Raw genomic sequence first — 16,456 nt, forward strand, 5'->3', positions numbered from 1 at the left:
TAGATGGTACTTGAATATTACTTGAGAATTGATTATTTGCCTTTTCATAACGACTAGTTGCTTTTTCAAGCTTTCAACTAAATAAGCTAAAAATTAGAATAAGCAATCTATATTATTTACAATATAAAAAAGGGAGTGAACTAAATGAATACTTGGGATCAACGTTTTCAAGGAGCAGAATACGTTTATGGCGAACAACCTAATGCCTTTATTAAAGATTATGTATATTATTTGAAAGATTACCCTAATATCGCCGCCTATGCAGAGGGTGAAGGACGTAATGCTGTTTTTTTAGCCACAGCTGGACATACGGTTACTGCCTATGATTATGCACAGAGTGGCCTTCAAAAAACTGAACAATTAGCACTGAAGCATCAAGTGACAGTTCAAACTAAGCTAGCCGATTTACTGCTGGATGAGCTTCCCGTTAATAAATATGATGCGGCCATTATGGTATTTGGACATTTTCCAGCAAAGCAACAACAAACGGTCATACAAAAGATTATCGATTCAGTCAAACCAGGAGGGCGAATTATGATGGAGTTATATTCCATTTATCAGCTCCCTTATGCTTCAGGTGGTCCACAGCAACTCGATTTTTTATATAACCCTTTAGATGTCCTTCAATGGTGTCAAGCATATAAAATTATCCACTTTTTTACAGGTGAGCAAATTCGACATGAAGGAATGCTACACACTGGGCTAGCCCATACGATTCAATTGATTATTGAAAAAAGCTAAAGAGGTTGTCTCAAATAGTTTTTGAGACAACTCTTTTTTTGCACAAAGCGACAATTGGATTATAAAAATAAATAAACAAATAAAGGACAGAAAAATGCCCCAATAACAGCCGTTAAGCCCATCGATAATGAACCAACTGATAATTCCTGTTCCCCATATTCTCTTAATTTTACAAGACCTACACCATGTGAGGCACTGCCTACAGCCACACCTCTACTAACGGCAGAGTTGATTTTGCCATATTTAATAACGAATGGTCCAATAATAGCCCCTACAAACCCTGCAATCATCACAAAAACAGCAGTTAGAGGCGGGATACCTCCAATCGTTTCGCTTACCTGCATCCCAACAGGCGTGGTTAATGATTTAGGTAAGGCCGTCAGCATCCAGCTAGACTTTACACCAATCCATTTTAGTAATACAAAAATTGTCATTAAGCCTGTAATCATACCGATGAAAAGTCCTGATAAAATAGAATACTTATATTTTATAATAATAGCTCGTTGATTATAGAGAGGATAGGCAAGTGCGACAACTGCTGGTCCAAGCATTTTCTGAAGCCATTCTCCACCTCTCATATATGTTGCATATGGAATATCGAATATAAGTAAAATCATCACACTGACCACTGTAGTAGTGACCAAGGGGATCATGATGGGATGTGGAAATCGCTGATAAAACTTTGTGAACAATACAAACATAATGACGGTACTTAGGACAACAATTGCTTCAATCAACCGTTAACTCTCCCTTTCCTTCATCAACAGTGGTTTCCGTACCTTCTTTTTTCGCCAATTCTTTTTTCTCAATGATTTGTGTCAGTAAACCCGTGACATAAATAGAGATTAATGTACTAGCAATAACGGCTAAAATAATCAACAGGCCAGTGACTGACATGAGTTCTGGATAATCAATAACCCCTACCGTTGCTGGTATGAAAAACAATGTTAACATACCAATTAAAAAACTGGCACCGTCTTGAATATATTCCACCTTAATGATTTTAAAAATGAGTGAAAGTGCTAATAACAGTAATCCAATAACACTTCCTGGAAGAGGTATGTGTAAATATGTTACTATTCCCACCCCCATGTAATAAAAAATCGTCAGTATGCCAATTTGAGCAATGATACGAATAACTCGCAACAATAGCGCAGCAAAATTTTCGTTCAACATTTCGCCACTTTTCACCCCCTATATCGTTCATTCTACATCTGCAAGAATTTTCTGTCTATTATAATTTTAGGAAAATAATATAAAAAAAGAAAGCGGATGGCTTTCTTCTTTTAATTAAGAGAAATATAGGGGTTGTCTCATCATAATTTAATGAGACATCATTAAAATTATTTTCCTAAAAAAGATTATCCTATTTATAATGCGTGACCAGAGCCACCATCAATATTCACTGAAGTCCCTGTAACATAACTTGCTGCATCAGAAACTAAAAATGTGATGACGTTAGCGGCTTCTTGCGTATCACCTACACGTCCAAGTGGAATAGTTTTCCCTACCATACGAGAATATTCTTCCCACGATAAATTAGGTTCTTCCTTTTTCCAATTCTTTTCAATTTGATCACTGCGAATAAGCCCAATACATACAGAATTTACGCGAATATTATCCTTCCCTAAATCCTTGCTCATCGCTTTTGTCAAAGCAAGTCCCGCAGCGCGGCTAACTGTAGTAGGAAGCGAGCTTGCTGGAGGTGTCTTAGCCATCACCGCTGTCACATTAACGATTGCACCTGCACCAGCCTTACGCATATATGGTGCAGCATATTTGGAGCAATGTATAGCCCCAAATACTTTTAAATCTAAATCTGCTTGCCACAGCTCACTACTCACTGACTCAAAGGGATTCGCTGAAGCCGTACCTGCATTATTAATGAGAATATCAATGCGTCCAAAATGTTCTACTGTACGCTCAATTAAATACTTACAATCCTTTTCCTTTGTAACATCAGCTGGAACAATTAAAACATCCACATCCGTTTCATTTTTAATACATCCAGCCGCCACCTGTAGCTGTTTTTCTCCACGTGCGCAAAGTACAACATGAGCCCCCTCTTTGACAAGTTGCATGGCCGTATAATAACCAATTCCTTTACTCGATCCTGTAATAATTGCTACTTTCCCAGTTAAATTAAGCTCCACTATGAAATCCTCCCTTACTTTCTACAATGCTATCATTATACCATTTATCGATTATTCAGAATAATTAAAGGAGCTTGCAAATAATAGAAATAATATTTGAAGGCAATACCACTACCTGATTATCAATGTAGCCGACTCACGCACCAAGCTAATACAGTAAAATAGCTAAAAAGCATGTAGTTGGGAAAACAACTACATGCTACATAGTGTGGAAAAACAAAACTATCCATAGAATGTTTGTGAAAGGTGAAAATGGATTTCCGGCTACTTGCTTTCCTGTGGGCTCGCCTGTCTCGCTATCCCATCGGAGTCAAGTAGCCTTCCAATCCATAAAAAGGTTATCTTTTTAGAAAAGATTTCCACTACTCATTTTATGGAGGGGTGTTGTCACTCATCACTTCTCCATCTTGAAAATAAGGGTCTATCCTCTCTCTAATAAGACAAATAAAGGGTTATTTAGTCCCCAACGGCTAGTATGAAAGAGGAAAAGACACTTTTGCAGAATGGTTGATTGGAGTCAAGCCAGCGGCACTCCTTATTTTTCTGCACCTAATGCACGTGGAACCATTGTTTCTACCACATAATTCTCTTCTTCATACAGTATTTTTTTTAGCTCGATACCAAAAAACGACTGCATTCTTTCCTCCGTCATTATTTCACGTACAGCGCCATATACAACACCCTTATCCTTTGCCGTCATCAGGACCCGATCAGCTAAATAAAAGGCATGATTAGGATAATGCGTGTTAATAATACAAGAAATGCCACGTTCTCTCGCTAATTGCTTGATTGTTTGTAAAATAGTAATTTGTTTTTGAATATCCAAATGTGACTCTGGTTCATCTAAAATAAGTATTTCTGGATCGGCAACCAGTGTGCGAGCTATTAAAGCCAGCTGTAGCTCGCCGCCACTTACCTCATTGCATGATTTTTTTGCTAAATGGACGATACCAATTGTATCTAATGCCAAATGCGCCGCTTCTAAATCTTTTTTTGATGGTTGGGCCAATGTACTAATAAAAGGGGCTCTTCCCATCACAACAAGCTCTTCTATTGTAAAACCAAATACCATTTTATGAGCTTGCGGTACATAGCCAATACGTTGCCAAAGCTCCTTACGCTTGACAGTAGACAATGGCTTGTCATCTATATAGGTTTCTCCCTGCTTCCACTCTAGTAACCCTGTAATACATTTGAGCATCGTTGTCTTTCCAGCTCCATTAGGACCAAGGATGGCCATAATTTGTCCTGGTTCCAGTGTAAAATTAATATTGTTTACATAAAGATTTTGGGATTTCTTACGATGCTTTTCATAATAAAAATTGCCATTTTTCACTTCAATTATCACGCCCATCCACCTCCAGATTTACGCAGTAAATAAGCAAAGAATGGTGCACCAATAATCGCTGTTAAAATCGATAAAGGTATTTCTGTTGCTGTTATAGAACGTGCTAAATTATCAATTACTAACAAATAGACGCTTCCAATAGCAATCGACATTGGTAATACATGCTGATTATTGTTTCCAACAAGCATACGAGCAACATGTGGAATAATCAAACCCACCCAGCCAACAATTCCTGCAACCGCAACAGACACCGCAGTAATCAAAGTGGCACCAAATATAATCATCCATTTCAAAGGCACTACAGAAATTCCCATTGATTTTGCCTCATCCTCTGGGAGGGTTAAAATATTTAATCGCCATCTTAGGAAATAAAGTATTAACATACCGATAATAATCAGTGGTCCACCTATATATAAATCTTTATAAGTAACCGTTCCTAAGCTACCCATCAACCAATAGGTAATCGCAGGTAGCTTTTCCTCTGGGTCAGCTACAAATTTAGTTAACGAAATAAGCGCATTAAACAGTGCCGATGTAATAACACCTGCTAAGACAAACATAAAAATAGGAGCATTTTTGCGTGCGCCAGCAATTAAAAACGTAAAGCCGATGGCACCTAATCCAAAAAGCAATGCCATTATCTGTGTGGCAAAATTTTGCCCAAACAATAATATCCCAAGAGAAGCACCAAAGCCAGCTCCCGCCGAAACACCTAAAATATCTGGTGATACTAGCGGATTACCAAACATTCCTTGGAAGCTAGCACCTGCAATTGCTAAACCTCCACCAATTAACAATGCGAGAAGAATACGTGGCAAGCGAATATTGATAATAACCGTTTCTTCCATCTCTGTCCATGTCGGCTCTATAGGGAAAATCTGTGAAGCAAGAATCTTTAATAGCTGCTCGATACCAACCTCAAAGCGTCCTACACCAAGAGAAATAACGGCAATCACCAAGGGGAGGAGCCATAAAATAATCTTTTTCCAGTTTTGCATTTACCAATCATCCCTTAATATTTAGCTGCTTCTGAAGACGGATTTAAAATAGCTTGAATATCTTCATCTGTCACATCGTATTCATAAAAATCTTTATAATATGCTTTAATCTCATCCTCTATTTTATAATCAAATAGCGCTGGGTGATTTTTTTGTGCAAGCCACTTTAACATTAAAGGTGCGTCTCCACTAGGTGGGAACCAACGATAAATGCCTAATGGAATCTTATACACTTTACCCTCCTGAACTGCCTTCACCTGACTCCAATCCTGCCCAGCTATCTTATTTTCAAGTAAATCAGCTGGCTGTGTCTCTGTAAAATTGGTAATAAAAATAATATCTGGATTCCAAGTATAGACCTGTTCCATATTGACTTCTTTTTGTCCTTGGATATCATTTTCAGCTACATCAATTGCTCCCGTCGCATTGAGCCATTGATTACCAAAGAAGTTTTTCCCTCCAATTGTAATCGACTTTTCATTATGTCTAAACAACATCATCGCGCGAGGCTTATCTTTTTCTTCAATCGTTTTTAACTTTTCATCTAATTGAGCTTGTACTTTTTTGCCTTCCTCTAGGAAGCGATTAGCACGTTCTGTTGTGCCTGTTATTTGACTTGTTATTTCTAACCAGCTATTAAAGGTAGCTAATGGCTCTGCCGCAGCTGCGTCAATTGCCTTGAGCGCAACCACAGGAATACCTGCCTCTGATACTTTATGGATTGATTTCTCATCTGTTGCAATCTCTATATATAATTGTGGATTTACTTTCATTAATTCTTCCACATTGACTTCACCATTCTGAATAAACGAAGTATCAGCCTTTAAAACATCTGGAGACATTTTTGCTAGCATCGAATGTTTTGCTGCATTATACGAATTTGGATGCATACCAGCAATTTCTTTTGTAGAATTTGTTGCTACATACCAAGTAGAGAAGTATGGAAGAATGCCTCCCATTACAACACGCTCAATCGAATTTGGTACTGTTACTTCACGTCCTAATTGGTCAACTACAAGCTTCTCTTCCTTTGTCGTTTGTAACTCTGATGATTGTTGCTCCACCTGAGGCTTAGTATTATTTTGCGTCTCTTCGTTGTTATTATTACAAGCTGCCAGCAACATTGTTAGTGCTACAGCAGCGACAAGTCCATACTTCTTCAATGTTTTTCTTCCTCTCTTAACCATTTTGCCATCCCATGTAAAAACGGCTTTGATTGATCAATAAAACCTAGTCCAATATGAAACATCGGATCAAGTGTAGTGACAACTAGTTCTCCATTAAAACTCACATTATCTACATAAAATAAAGATCGTCCATTTGGAATATCTAATAACGATTGCGCTCCTTGTGGTGGTAAAAAAGAACCGTGATAATGCCATTTCATATCATGCAATGTCACGTATTTAAAAAGTGGATGCACATTATTTTGCATTTTCATCGGTAAATCACCGCCATCTCTCACCCACCAACTAAAATTGACCTCAGAATCTTCCCAATCAATTGTCGGAAACCAGCAATCCAATATTTCACCAAAAATAATCAGTCTTTTGCCAGCATTAACAAATTTCAGTAATTGTGACTGATACCGCTTTAAAGAACGGATATCTAAGCGACAAGATAAAATAAGTGTGTCATACTTTGTTAAATCATATTGATGAAAGTGGCGAATATGTAGCACTTCATCATATAAATAATGAAATTCTTGCTCTGCAAAAAAGCGATTTTGAAATGGTAAGCCATTCGTCACAATCCCTATCATTTGCCCATACCTCCACTTGCATAATTGCGGTTAGCTTCCTCACGAATACAATCTAGCATTTGCATACTAAGCTTTTTCGATGTATTTTCTTCATGTATAAATACCTTGTAAATATCGGTACCTGCCCCTGCAAAAATGGTGCCATTTGTTGAGTGTCGATCAACATAAAGTATCGGTACATCACTTTGATCTGTAATTAACACTTCCGCATGTGCTGGTAATTCTTCAAAATAGCCACGAGAAAAGAAGCCCCGTACACCTTTTCGATAATTAATATCATAAGGCTCTATCCCTTTAAATAAAGAACAATTAGCTTGTTCAATCATGATTTCGCGATCTTTCAATGGAATAGGAGAGCGTTTCCAATTAGCTACATTTGCTAACCATGGCAATGATATTTCTGTCAGTGAAAAGATAACACCACCCTGTAGCAAATATTCATCTAAAATCATTTTATGTTCTAGTAGAAATTGCTCTTCTACATGATTTGTGATAATTATTCCTGCATAGGCAGTTAAATCAACATAGGGTAGATCATATAAATATAAAAATACTAAGCCACGTTCACGATCCTCAGTTGTTAATCGAGTAAACTGAATATCAATGCCAACATAAGCAATAGGTTCCACTAGTTCTCCTACTTTCTTTTATCAAAAAATTTCCGTACCAATGACGAGCAAATTCCAAAATAATTAATTTAATACCACAAGCTTATTTTTCTACACTATGTACGGCAAGCTTTCCTGTCAAAACCTTGAACCAACATACTACTAACACTTGCGTCTCAAATAGAGCTATTAGTAATCATTTTGCGCACTTAGCATTCCTTATATTTGCCCTTTCTTTAGCCAAGGTAAAAATCCTCGTAAGAAGCGTTCTGTTGCCGGCATAAAATAAGATCCAAAATGATAATCTGGATCCAATGTTGTATTGACCCAAATCCCATTTGTGTTCACTCGATCAATATATAAGACGGCCCCACCATCATCTGTCGATACTAAAACTTCACAGCCCTCACTTGGCCAGTACACACCATGTTGATGCCAAGTTGCATCCTCCAATGTAAGGTAATTCTTAAATAAATCATGCGTTGCCTCTATTAAACGCAAGCCACTATCAGCATTAGGCTCTAGCCACCACCAAAAATTAGTTGGCCTAGATTCCCAATTATGCATTGGCAACCAATCTCTGTGCTGAGGGCCAAATGTGACCACTACTTTACCTGTATTCGCAAAATCATAGATCTTTTGAATATTTTTATCTAATAATCCTGTATGAGATTGAGAAGGGATGATTAATACATCAAAGGCATCTAAATTTTCTTCCTCTAACTGACGCACTGGAATCAATTGATCAATATACTGAGCGAATTCAGATGTCTTATATGTACGCCAATGTTGTGAACTACCACTATACATAACAGCTATTTTACGCACTACTTGACACTCCTTTCCGCTAAATACATGTATTCTTCTTGTACCCATTGCATTAGCTGTGTAGGAATACGACTGGTTGTTTTTGATGATGACGGTGTCATGCCTCCAATAGTTAAAAGATTATTACCTGCATGCATAAAAATAGTCCCATTTGTTGAGCTTCGGTCAATAAATGTCACAGGCTCACCGTCTGGCAAGGTTAATAAAATTTCCGCATCTGTAGGTGCTGGATGATGTCCACGAGCAAAAAATCCTTTCACACCTTTATTTATTGTCATATCTTCTTCCTTTACACCTGCAAAAATTCTGTGTTGTTTCGCAATTGAGATGTCATAATCCCAATGATTTCGAATTTCCTTTGCAATAAATGCCTGCTGTCCTGGCAACCAATTTGTGACTAAGTTACCGAAGAAGCATACAATCTTTTTACTTGCCAAAAAATCTGCGATAATTTGCTTCTTTTCTTGCAAAAATTCTTGATCGACAAACCCTAAAATTATCATACATTTATAAGAAGACAGCTCAATATTCGGTAAATCATACATATCTACAATTTCAAAATTTTCATCTGCTTTGCCTTGAGAAAAAATATTACATGGATGAACAACAATATAGTCTTTTGACATCTTCATACCTCCTTGCATTTCGAACTATATCACCATTGATAACGATTATCAATATCATGTAAGGTGTAAGATTTTAATTTTCGCTGTCCACTTATCCGTTTTTCTCGAATTATAAAAATCTCCTATTGTACTATTACATTTTCTTATAGAATGCTATAAACCTACAAATGAAGGATGATATTCTATCAAAAATGATTCTTGGAAGTCATCGCAAAAAAGCTATATAAATTCCTCCAAGTGCTACCATACTGCTGGCATAGAGGCTCAATTAAGATAAAAAAACCCAAACAATTACGAATCAGTAAATAAAAGCTTCGTATATTGCTTGGATTAAATTAGAAAATATTTTAATAAATATAATAGAAGAAACACTATAAAGGATTTATTTACCATTATAAGTTTAGCTTACCTGATAGACTCTATCTTCAATTTCTTCTTTATACGTTCACAAAATGCTTGTTCTTGCTCATTTAAAATTTGGTTACGGTTAAATACAATACCATTTTTTCGTTTAATAGATAGACCTTTCACATATTTAAACGTTAATTTATCTAGACTATCCTCTATTGATTTATAAGGTAAAAAGGATACGCCCATACCCTGCTGCACAGCCTTCTTAATAATTTCAAAATTAGTCATCTGTATATAATAAACAGGTACTGCCTTCTGATGTAAAGCTTGTTTAATATGCTGATTCAAATAAGAACTTTGGGACAATAGCATCGATAAGTTTTTCAAATCTCTTGTATAAATGATTTGACGACTTGCTAAAGGATGATCATTTGTCATCACTAATACTAATTCTTCCTCAAATAAAATATCGATATCAAATGACTCGTGAACAATCTTATCAGCATCATAAATCGGCATCACAGCAAATTTGGCATGGTTTTCTACTAAACTACTTTTTAAATCTTCATAGCAATAGCTATTAATTTCATATGGATATTGTTTATATGTGCTATTATTTTTATCAAATAGCTCGTCAAAAAAGCTATCTGCAATATAGTGACTTATATATAATTTGATATTTTCCTGTTGTGTCTGCTTTACTGCTATTCGCAATTGTTGGTCCATTTCCTGCATCTTCTGCGCATAAGCCAACACCATTTCGCCTTGTGTAGTTAACTCGATTTGTCGTTTTTTCCGTGAGATCAGCTGGCAGCCTAATTCACTTTCCAATTGCTGAATATGCTGAGAAACTGTTGGTTGGGAACAAAACATCTGCTTCGCTGTTTCAGTAAATGATTTGTATTGTGCTAATAAAATAAATGTTCGGTAGCGCTCATTCATCGTAACCCATTCCTTCATTTTTAATTGATAATTATTATCAATTATAATACTATTTTTTATGCATAAAGTAAAATTTAATATCCATAGGGCCACATCTTCAAGTTATTACCTTTTATTTATTTTATTCAACGACAAGCTGCATTTAAGAAAACAATTGTAAATAAAAAAGGAGTGTAGATAAGCGAATGAACATCCGCTTTTTCTACACTCCTTTATTCAAATTATTTTTTCGCTACAATGTGGATTGGGTTGCCAAGTAATACTTCAGCAGTTTCCATTGTAATTTCACCTAATGTTGGGTGAGCATGAATTGTTAAAGCGATATCTTCAGCAGTCATGCCGCCTTCAATCGCTAAGCCCATCTCAGCGATCATATCAGATGCACCAGCACCTACGATTTGAGCACCGATTAATAAGCCATCTTCTTTACGAGCAACAAGCTTCACGAAACCTTCTGATTGGTTTAATGCAAGCGCACGGCCGTTTGCTGCGAATGGGAACTTCGCTGCAGTGTATTCAATGCCTTCTGCTTTCGCTTGTTCTTCGTTGTAACCAACTGTCGCCATTTCTGGATCTGTGAAACATACAGCCGGTACAGCAAGATAATCAACAACTGATTTTTCACCAGCAATCGCTTCAGCAGCAACTTTACCTTCGTAAGAAGCTTTATGTGCAAGCTGAGGACCTGCAACGATATCACCAATTGCATAGATGTTTGAAATATTTGTACGACATTGTTTGTCAACATTGATTAGACCGCGTTCACCGAATTCAACACCGATTTCAGCAAGGCCCATTTCATCTGTATTTGGACGACGACCCACAGTTACTAATACATAGTCAGCTTCAACTTTCTTCTCTTCTCCACCAACTTCATAAGTTACTACTACGCCGTTTTCAGTTTCTTCAACGCCTTTTGCAGATGCGTTAACTTCCATTTCAACGCCTTTCTTTTTAAGGCCTTTTTTCACGATTTGCGTCATTTGTTTTTCGAAGCCAGCTAAAATATCTTTTCCGCCTTCAATAATTGTAACTTGTGAACCTAGGTTTGCGTATGCTGAACCTAGCTCTGTACCAATATATCCGCCACCGATAACAACTAATTTACCAGGAACTTCTTGTAAAGAAAGTGCTCCAGTAGAGTTTAGTACGCGATCAGAGAATTTGAATGTTGGAATTTCAACTGGACGAGAACCTGTTGCAATAATGACATTGTTAAATGTGTAAGTTTGAGCAGATTCACCATTGATGATACGCACTGAGTTAGCGTCAACGAAATAAGCTTCACCTTGTACAATTTCAACTTTGTTACCTTTAAGTAAGCCTTCAACACCGCCTGTTAATTTTTTAACAACGCTGTCTTTAAATGCTTGTGCTTTTGAGAAGTCTAATTTCACATCAGAAGCGATGATTCCCATGTCATCTGAATGTTTAGCTTGCTCAAAACGGTGACCTACTGAAATTAATGCCTTTGATGGGATACAACCTACGTTTAAGCACACACCACCAAGTACATTTTTTTCAACGATTGTTACTTTTTGGCCAGTTTGAGCTGCACGAATTGCTGCTACATATCCTCCAGGACCTGAACCAATGACAAGAGTATCTGTTTCGATTGGGAAATCTCCTACTACCATTTTGTTACGCCTCCATTAATAATAATTCTGGCTCACTTAACAAACGCTTTAAGTGATTTAAAGCATTTTGTGCAGTGGCTCCATCGATCATACGATGATCAAAGCTCAATGATAATGCTAACACAGGTGCGGCTACAATTTCACCATTTTTTATTACAGGTTTTTCTGAAATTCGACCAATACCTAGTATAGCTACTTCAGGATGATTAATTACTGGCGTGAACCATTGTCCTCCCGCAGAGCCAATATTCGTAATGGACATAGAAGCACCTTTCATTTCATGTGGCGCAAGCTTGCCTTCACGGGCTTTCGTCGCTAACTCATTGATTTCATTAGACACTGCAAATACAGATTTGCGATCTGCATGCTTAATAACGGGTACTAATAGGCCTCTTTCAGTATCAGCAGCAATACCAATATTATAGTAATGCTTTTGAATAATTTCTTGCGTTGCATCATCTAATGAGCGGTTAAATTCAGGGAACTCGCGTAAAGTTGAAATAAGTGCTTTTACTACATATGGTAAATATGTTAATTTGACACCTTTTTCAGCAGCGATATCTTTGAATTTTTTACGATGTGCTACAAGAGCTGTTACATCGACTTCATCCATAAGTGTAACATGCGGAGCTGTTTGTTTCGAGTGTACCATTGCTTTTGCAATCGCTTTTCGAATACCAGACATTTTCTCACGAGTCTCTGGGAATTCCCCTTCAAGAACTACAGGTGCTGCTGGAGCTGCTGCCTCTTGCTGAACTGTTGCATCAACTGATTCAACAGTTGCCGTATCAGCCTCTACAGAGCCACCACCTTTTAAGAAGTTTTCAATATCTTCTTTTAAGATTCGACCATTTTTACCTGTACCCTTCACTTCACGGATGTTAACATCTTTATCACGTGCAAATTTACGTACAGAAGGCATTGCAATCACACGTTTTGTTTCATCAATCACTGTCTCCGCTTTTTCAGGAGCTTTTTCTGGTGCCTTTTCCTCTTTAGCAGGAGCTTTCTCTACGTCCTGACCAGACTCTGCAGTTGCCTGAACTTGTGCTTCTGTTTTTTCTTCAGCATGATGATCACCTTTTAGCTTTAAGTCCTCATAGCCAGGTGCATCCAAACGGATTAGGACATCGCCAACTACAGCAACTGTTCCTTCTCCTACTAAAACTTCCTCAACTGTTCCTTCAACTGGTGAAGGAATTTCTACTACCGCTTTATCATTTTGGACTTCACAAAGAATATCGTCTTCTTTTACTGTATCTCCAGCTTTAACGAACCATTTCACGATTTCGCCTTCGTGAATTCCCTCGCCAATATCCGGTAATCTGAATTCAAATGCCATGTGTACCCATCCTTTCTAGTTACTGTTGTTCAAGTTTAGAAGCTTTATTAGAATGTTAAAACTTTTTTCGCTGTTTCCATTACATCTTTGTAGTTTGGTAACCAAACACCTTCAGCTTGTGGGAATGGGTACACAGTATCTGGTGCAGCCACACGAAGAACAGGAGCTTCTAAGCTTAAAATTGCGCGCTCTGTAATTTCTGCTACTACGTTTGCAGCGATACCTGCTTGTTTTTGAGCTTCTTGGACAACGATTGCACGACCTGTTTTTTCAACTGATGCAATAATTGTTTCCACATCGATCGGTTGAATTGTACGTAGATCAATGACCTCTACAGAATGTCCTTCTTTTTCTAGTTCTTCAGCAGCCTTTAAGCTTTCATGAACCATTAAACCGTAAGCCACAATTGTTAAATCAGTACCTTCACGTTTTACATCTGCTTTTCCTAGTGGAATTTCGTATGCTTCTTCAGGTACTTCTTCACGGAATGAACGGTATAGTTTTAAATGCTCTAAGAAAATAACTGGGTTGTCATTACGGATAGATGAAATAAGTAAACCTTTTGCATCATATGGTGTTGATGGAACAACAACTGTTAATCCTGGTTGTGCTGTCATTAAGCTTTCTAAGCTATCAGAGTGCATTTCAGGTGTGTGCACACCACCACCAAATGGTGAACGGATTGTTACTGGTGCATTATATACCCCGCCACTACGGTAGCTCATACGTGCTAATTGACCACTGATTGAATCCATTACTTCATAAACGAAACCGAAGAATTGAATTTCAGGAACTGGACGGAATCCTTGAAGAGAAAGACCGATTGCTAAGCCACCAATACCTGATTCTGCTAATGGTGTATCAAAAACGCGATCAACCCCAAATTCTTTTTGTAGGCCTTCTGTCGCGCGGAATACCCCACCGTTGACACCTACATCTTCCCCGAATACAAGAACGTTTTCATCATTCTTTAATTCTGTGCGAAGTGCATCTGTAATTGCTTGAATCATCGTCATTTGTGCCATAGGTTATTTCGACTCCTTCTCTTTATAGATTTCATACTGTTCTTTTAAATTAGATGGCATTTCGCCTTTATACATGTTTTCCATTAATTCTGTTACTTTTTGTTTTGGAGCAGCATCTGCTTTTTTAATTGCTTCTTTAATTTCTTCTTTTGCACGTTCGATTACTGCTTCTTCTTTCTTTTCATCCCATAAACCTTTTGCTTCTAGGTATTTACGGAAGCGAACAAGTGGATCTTTTTGTGCCCATTCATTATCTGTATCAGATGTACGGTAACGTGTTGGGTCATCCCCAGCCATTGTATGAGGACCATAACGGTAACACATTGTTTCAATTAATGTTGGACCTTCACCATTAACTGCGCGCTCACGTGCATCACGCGTTGCTACATAAACTGCAAGCGCATCCATTCCATCTACTAAAATACTTGGTAAACCAGCTGCCACACCTTTTTGTGCAATTGTTTTAGCAGCTGTTTGCAATTCACGAGGTGTTGAAATTGCATATTGGTTATTTTGTACGATGAAGATTGCTGGTGATTTAAACGCACCTGCAAAGTTAATTCCTTCATAGAAATCGCCTTGAGAAGAACCACCGTCACCAGTATAAGTTACTGCAACAGCTTTTTTCCCACGCTTTTGTATACCTAGTGCAACACCTGCTGCTTGGATATATTGAGCACCGATAATAATTTGTGGTGCTAGAACATTTACACCCTCAGGTACTTGGTTCCCCATAAAATGTCCACGAGAGAATAAAAACGCTTTATCTAAAGGTAGGCCATGCCATACAATTTGTGGTACATCACGGTAACCTGGTAAAATCCAATCTTCTTGTTCTAACGCAAAATGAGAAGCAAGTTGCGAAGCTTCTTGACCAGCAGTCGGCGCGTAGAAGCCTAAACGACCTTGACGGTTTAGTGAGATTGAACGTTGATCTAAAATACGTGTATAAACCATACGTGTCATTAGTTCAACTAGTTCCTCATCTGATAATTGTGGATCTGCCTCTTTATTTATAATTTCGCCTTCTTCATTCAAAATTTGAAACATTTCAAACTTATCTTCGATTTCAGTTAGCGTTTGTTTAGCATCAAAAATATTATTGTTTTTCTTGCTCATTTGTCACATCTCCCTTTCAGCTGTATTAAAATAAATCACCTTTTTAACTAGTACAACTTATTCTTGAAATTCAGTATACTGAATAAAATACTGTCGGTCAATCATCTATTACTGCTCTATACAAAGATTTTTTCTAGAATAACAATCAAACATTGCTGTCCTATACTGTATCAGTAATATTCAAATTCTGTATTACAACACCTTATTTACACCGTACAGCTCATACGTTTTCTCACAGCTATTCCCCTAGTAGAATACCCCATTCTCGAAAATCTAATAGCATTAGAAAAATTTTTTGAGTATATTCAAATAAGGTCTTTTTTCATGTGATTGTTTTAAGACGTGATGTATACTTATTAATAAGGCACTACAAAGTTGAAAGGAAGATTACTATATGATTTTAATGGATGATATTATCCGCGAAGGTCATCCGACTTTACGCACAAAAGCAGAGGAAGTTAAATTCCCTTTAACTGATGAAACAAGAAAGCTTGCAGAGGATATGCTTCAATATTTAATCAACAGCCAAGATCCTGAAATGGCCGAAAAATATAATTTGCGTAGTGGCATTGGCTTAGCTGCCAATCAGGTAAATTGCTTACAGCGTATGTTTGCCCTTCATTTAAAAGATGAGGCTGGCGAACAATTAAGCTTTGTGGCCATTAATCCAAAGATCGTTAGCCACTCTGTCGAAAACACATACCTATCAGCAGGAGAAGGATGTCTTTCTGTTGATCGTAATATTCCTGGGTATGTGCCACGTCATGCACGCATCACAGTAAAATTTAAAACAATTGATGGTGAAGAGAAAAAGATGCGCCTTAAAGGATTGCCGGCTATTGCATTTCAGCATGAATTAGACCATCTGAATGGTGTTATGTTTTATGACCGAATTAATGAAAAAAATCCATTTGCCGAAATACCAGATTCAATCCCATATGAGCGAGACTAAAAACAAACCTCGGCAGTTATCCAC

The 16,456-nt window shown here is 37.4% G+C and carries 17 protein-coding genes; 2 read left to right on the forward strand and 15 right to left on the reverse strand.

The window, feature by feature from the left end; all coding sequences use genetic code 11:
* The first annotated feature begins 144 nt into the window (after positions 1-144).
* Complete coding sequence (locus tag MHI34_RS02705; protein WP_141903378.1) at positions 145-741, forward strand: class I SAM-dependent methyltransferase; 597 nt, start codon at positions 145-147, stop codon at positions 739-741.
* Between the two features lie 59 nt (positions 742-800).
* Here the strand turns inward: MHI34_RS02705 and MHI34_RS02710 are convergent, their stop codons facing one another.
* From MHI34_RS02710 to pdhA, 15 genes are all read right to left on the reverse strand, one after another.
* Positions 801-1,478: an LrgB family protein gene (locus MHI34_RS02710; RefSeq protein WP_036125423.1), complete on the reverse strand. Its 678-nt coding sequence runs from the start codon at positions 1,476-1,478 to the stop codon at positions 801-803.
* Positions 1,471-1,917: a CidA/LrgA family protein gene (locus MHI34_RS02715; RefSeq protein ID WP_051891702.1), complete on the reverse strand. Its 447-nt coding sequence runs from the start codon at positions 1,915-1,917 to the stop codon at positions 1,471-1,473. The genes MHI34_RS02710 and MHI34_RS02715 overlap by 8 nt, the downstream gene beginning before the upstream one ends.
* A 194-nt stretch (positions 1,918-2,111) precedes the next feature.
* A complete protein-coding gene (locus tag MHI34_RS02720) occupies positions 2,112-2,894 on the reverse strand; it encodes an SDR family oxidoreductase (RefSeq protein WP_058843445.1) in 783 nt (260 codons plus the stop codon).
* 535 nt (positions 2,895-3,429) lie between these two features.
* Positions 3,430-4,242 carry an ABC transporter ATP-binding protein gene (locus tag MHI34_RS02725; RefSeq protein ID WP_330493438.1) on the reverse strand — a complete coding sequence of 271 codons (813 nt, stop codon included), beginning with the start codon at positions 4,240-4,242 and terminating at the stop codon, positions 3,430-3,432.
* Positions 4,239-5,240: an iron ABC transporter permease gene (locus tag MHI34_RS02730; protein ID WP_036125460.1), complete on the reverse strand. Its 1,002-nt coding sequence runs from the start codon at positions 5,238-5,240 to the stop codon at positions 4,239-4,241. The genes MHI34_RS02725 and MHI34_RS02730 overlap by 4 nt, the downstream gene beginning before the upstream one ends.
* A 14-nt stretch (positions 5,241-5,254) precedes the next feature.
* Positions 5,255-6,403 carry an ABC transporter substrate-binding protein gene (locus MHI34_RS02735; protein WP_058843443.1) on the reverse strand — a complete coding sequence of 383 codons (1,149 nt, stop codon included), beginning with the start codon at positions 6,401-6,403 and terminating at the stop codon, positions 5,255-5,257.
* On the reverse strand, positions 6,400-7,002 hold the full coding sequence (locus MHI34_RS02740; RefSeq protein ID WP_036125464.1) for a hypothetical protein: 603 nt from the start codon (positions 7,000-7,002) through the stop codon (positions 6,400-6,402). The genes MHI34_RS02735 and MHI34_RS02740 overlap by 4 nt, the downstream gene beginning before the upstream one ends.
* Positions 6,999-7,631 (reverse strand): hypothetical protein, encoded by a 633-nt coding sequence (locus tag MHI34_RS02745; RefSeq protein WP_342504074.1) that lies wholly within the window; start codon positions 7,629-7,631, stop codon positions 6,999-7,001. Before MHI34_RS02745 ends, MHI34_RS02740 begins: the two co-directional genes overlap by 4 nt.
* A gap of 198 nt (positions 7,632-7,829) precedes the next feature.
* Positions 7,830-8,438 carry a hypothetical protein gene (locus MHI34_RS02750; RefSeq protein WP_058843442.1) on the reverse strand — a complete coding sequence of 203 codons (609 nt, stop codon included), beginning with the start codon at positions 8,436-8,438 and terminating at the stop codon, positions 7,830-7,832.
* The gene (locus MHI34_RS02755; protein WP_089931916.1) at positions 8,438-9,064 is read right to left on the reverse strand and encodes a hypothetical protein; all 627 of its coding nucleotides are present in this window, start codon (positions 9,062-9,064) and stop codon (positions 8,438-8,440) included. The genes MHI34_RS02750 and MHI34_RS02755 overlap by 1 nt, the downstream gene beginning before the upstream one ends.
* A 405-nt stretch (positions 9,065-9,469) precedes the next feature.
* Positions 9,470-10,357, reverse strand: coding sequence for a LysR family transcriptional regulator (locus MHI34_RS02760; RefSeq protein WP_051891703.1), 888 nt, complete (start codon positions 10,355-10,357; stop codon positions 9,470-9,472).
* 221 nt (positions 10,358-10,578) lie between these two features.
* Positions 10,579-11,994, reverse strand: a complete 1,416-nt coding sequence (gene lpdA, locus MHI34_RS02765; RefSeq protein ID WP_036125472.1) for a dihydrolipoyl dehydrogenase — start codon at positions 11,992-11,994, stop codon at positions 10,579-10,581.
* A gap of 4 nt (positions 11,995-11,998) precedes the next feature.
* Positions 11,999-13,336 carry a dihydrolipoamide acetyltransferase family protein gene (locus tag MHI34_RS02770; RefSeq protein ID WP_089931913.1) on the reverse strand — a complete coding sequence of 446 codons (1,338 nt, stop codon included), beginning with the start codon at positions 13,334-13,336 and terminating at the stop codon, positions 11,999-12,001.
* 47 nt (positions 13,337-13,383) lie between these two features.
* Positions 13,384-14,361, reverse strand: a complete 978-nt coding sequence (locus MHI34_RS02775; RefSeq protein ID WP_036125477.1) for an alpha-ketoacid dehydrogenase subunit beta — start codon at positions 14,359-14,361, stop codon at positions 13,384-13,386.
* A 3-nt stretch (positions 14,362-14,364) separates the two neighbouring features.
* Positions 14,365-15,480: a pyruvate dehydrogenase (acetyl-transferring) E1 component subunit alpha gene (gene pdhA, locus MHI34_RS02780; RefSeq protein WP_058843438.1), complete on the reverse strand. Its 1,116-nt coding sequence runs from the start codon at positions 15,478-15,480 to the stop codon at positions 14,365-14,367.
* A gap of 394 nt (positions 15,481-15,874) precedes the next feature.
* Here pdhA and def point away from each other — a divergent pair, with 394 nt between their 5' ends.
* Positions 15,875-16,432: a peptide deformylase gene (gene def, locus MHI34_RS02785; RefSeq protein ID WP_036125484.1), complete on the forward strand. Its 558-nt coding sequence runs from the start codon at positions 15,875-15,877 to the stop codon at positions 16,430-16,432.
* Positions 16,433-16,456 lie beyond the last annotated feature (24 nt).

The sequence above is a fragment of the Lysinibacillus sp. FSL L8-0126 genome, from assembly GCF_038630385.1.
Lineage (GTDB): Bacteria > Bacillota > Bacilli > Bacillales_A > Planococcaceae > Lysinibacillus > Lysinibacillus fusiformis_D.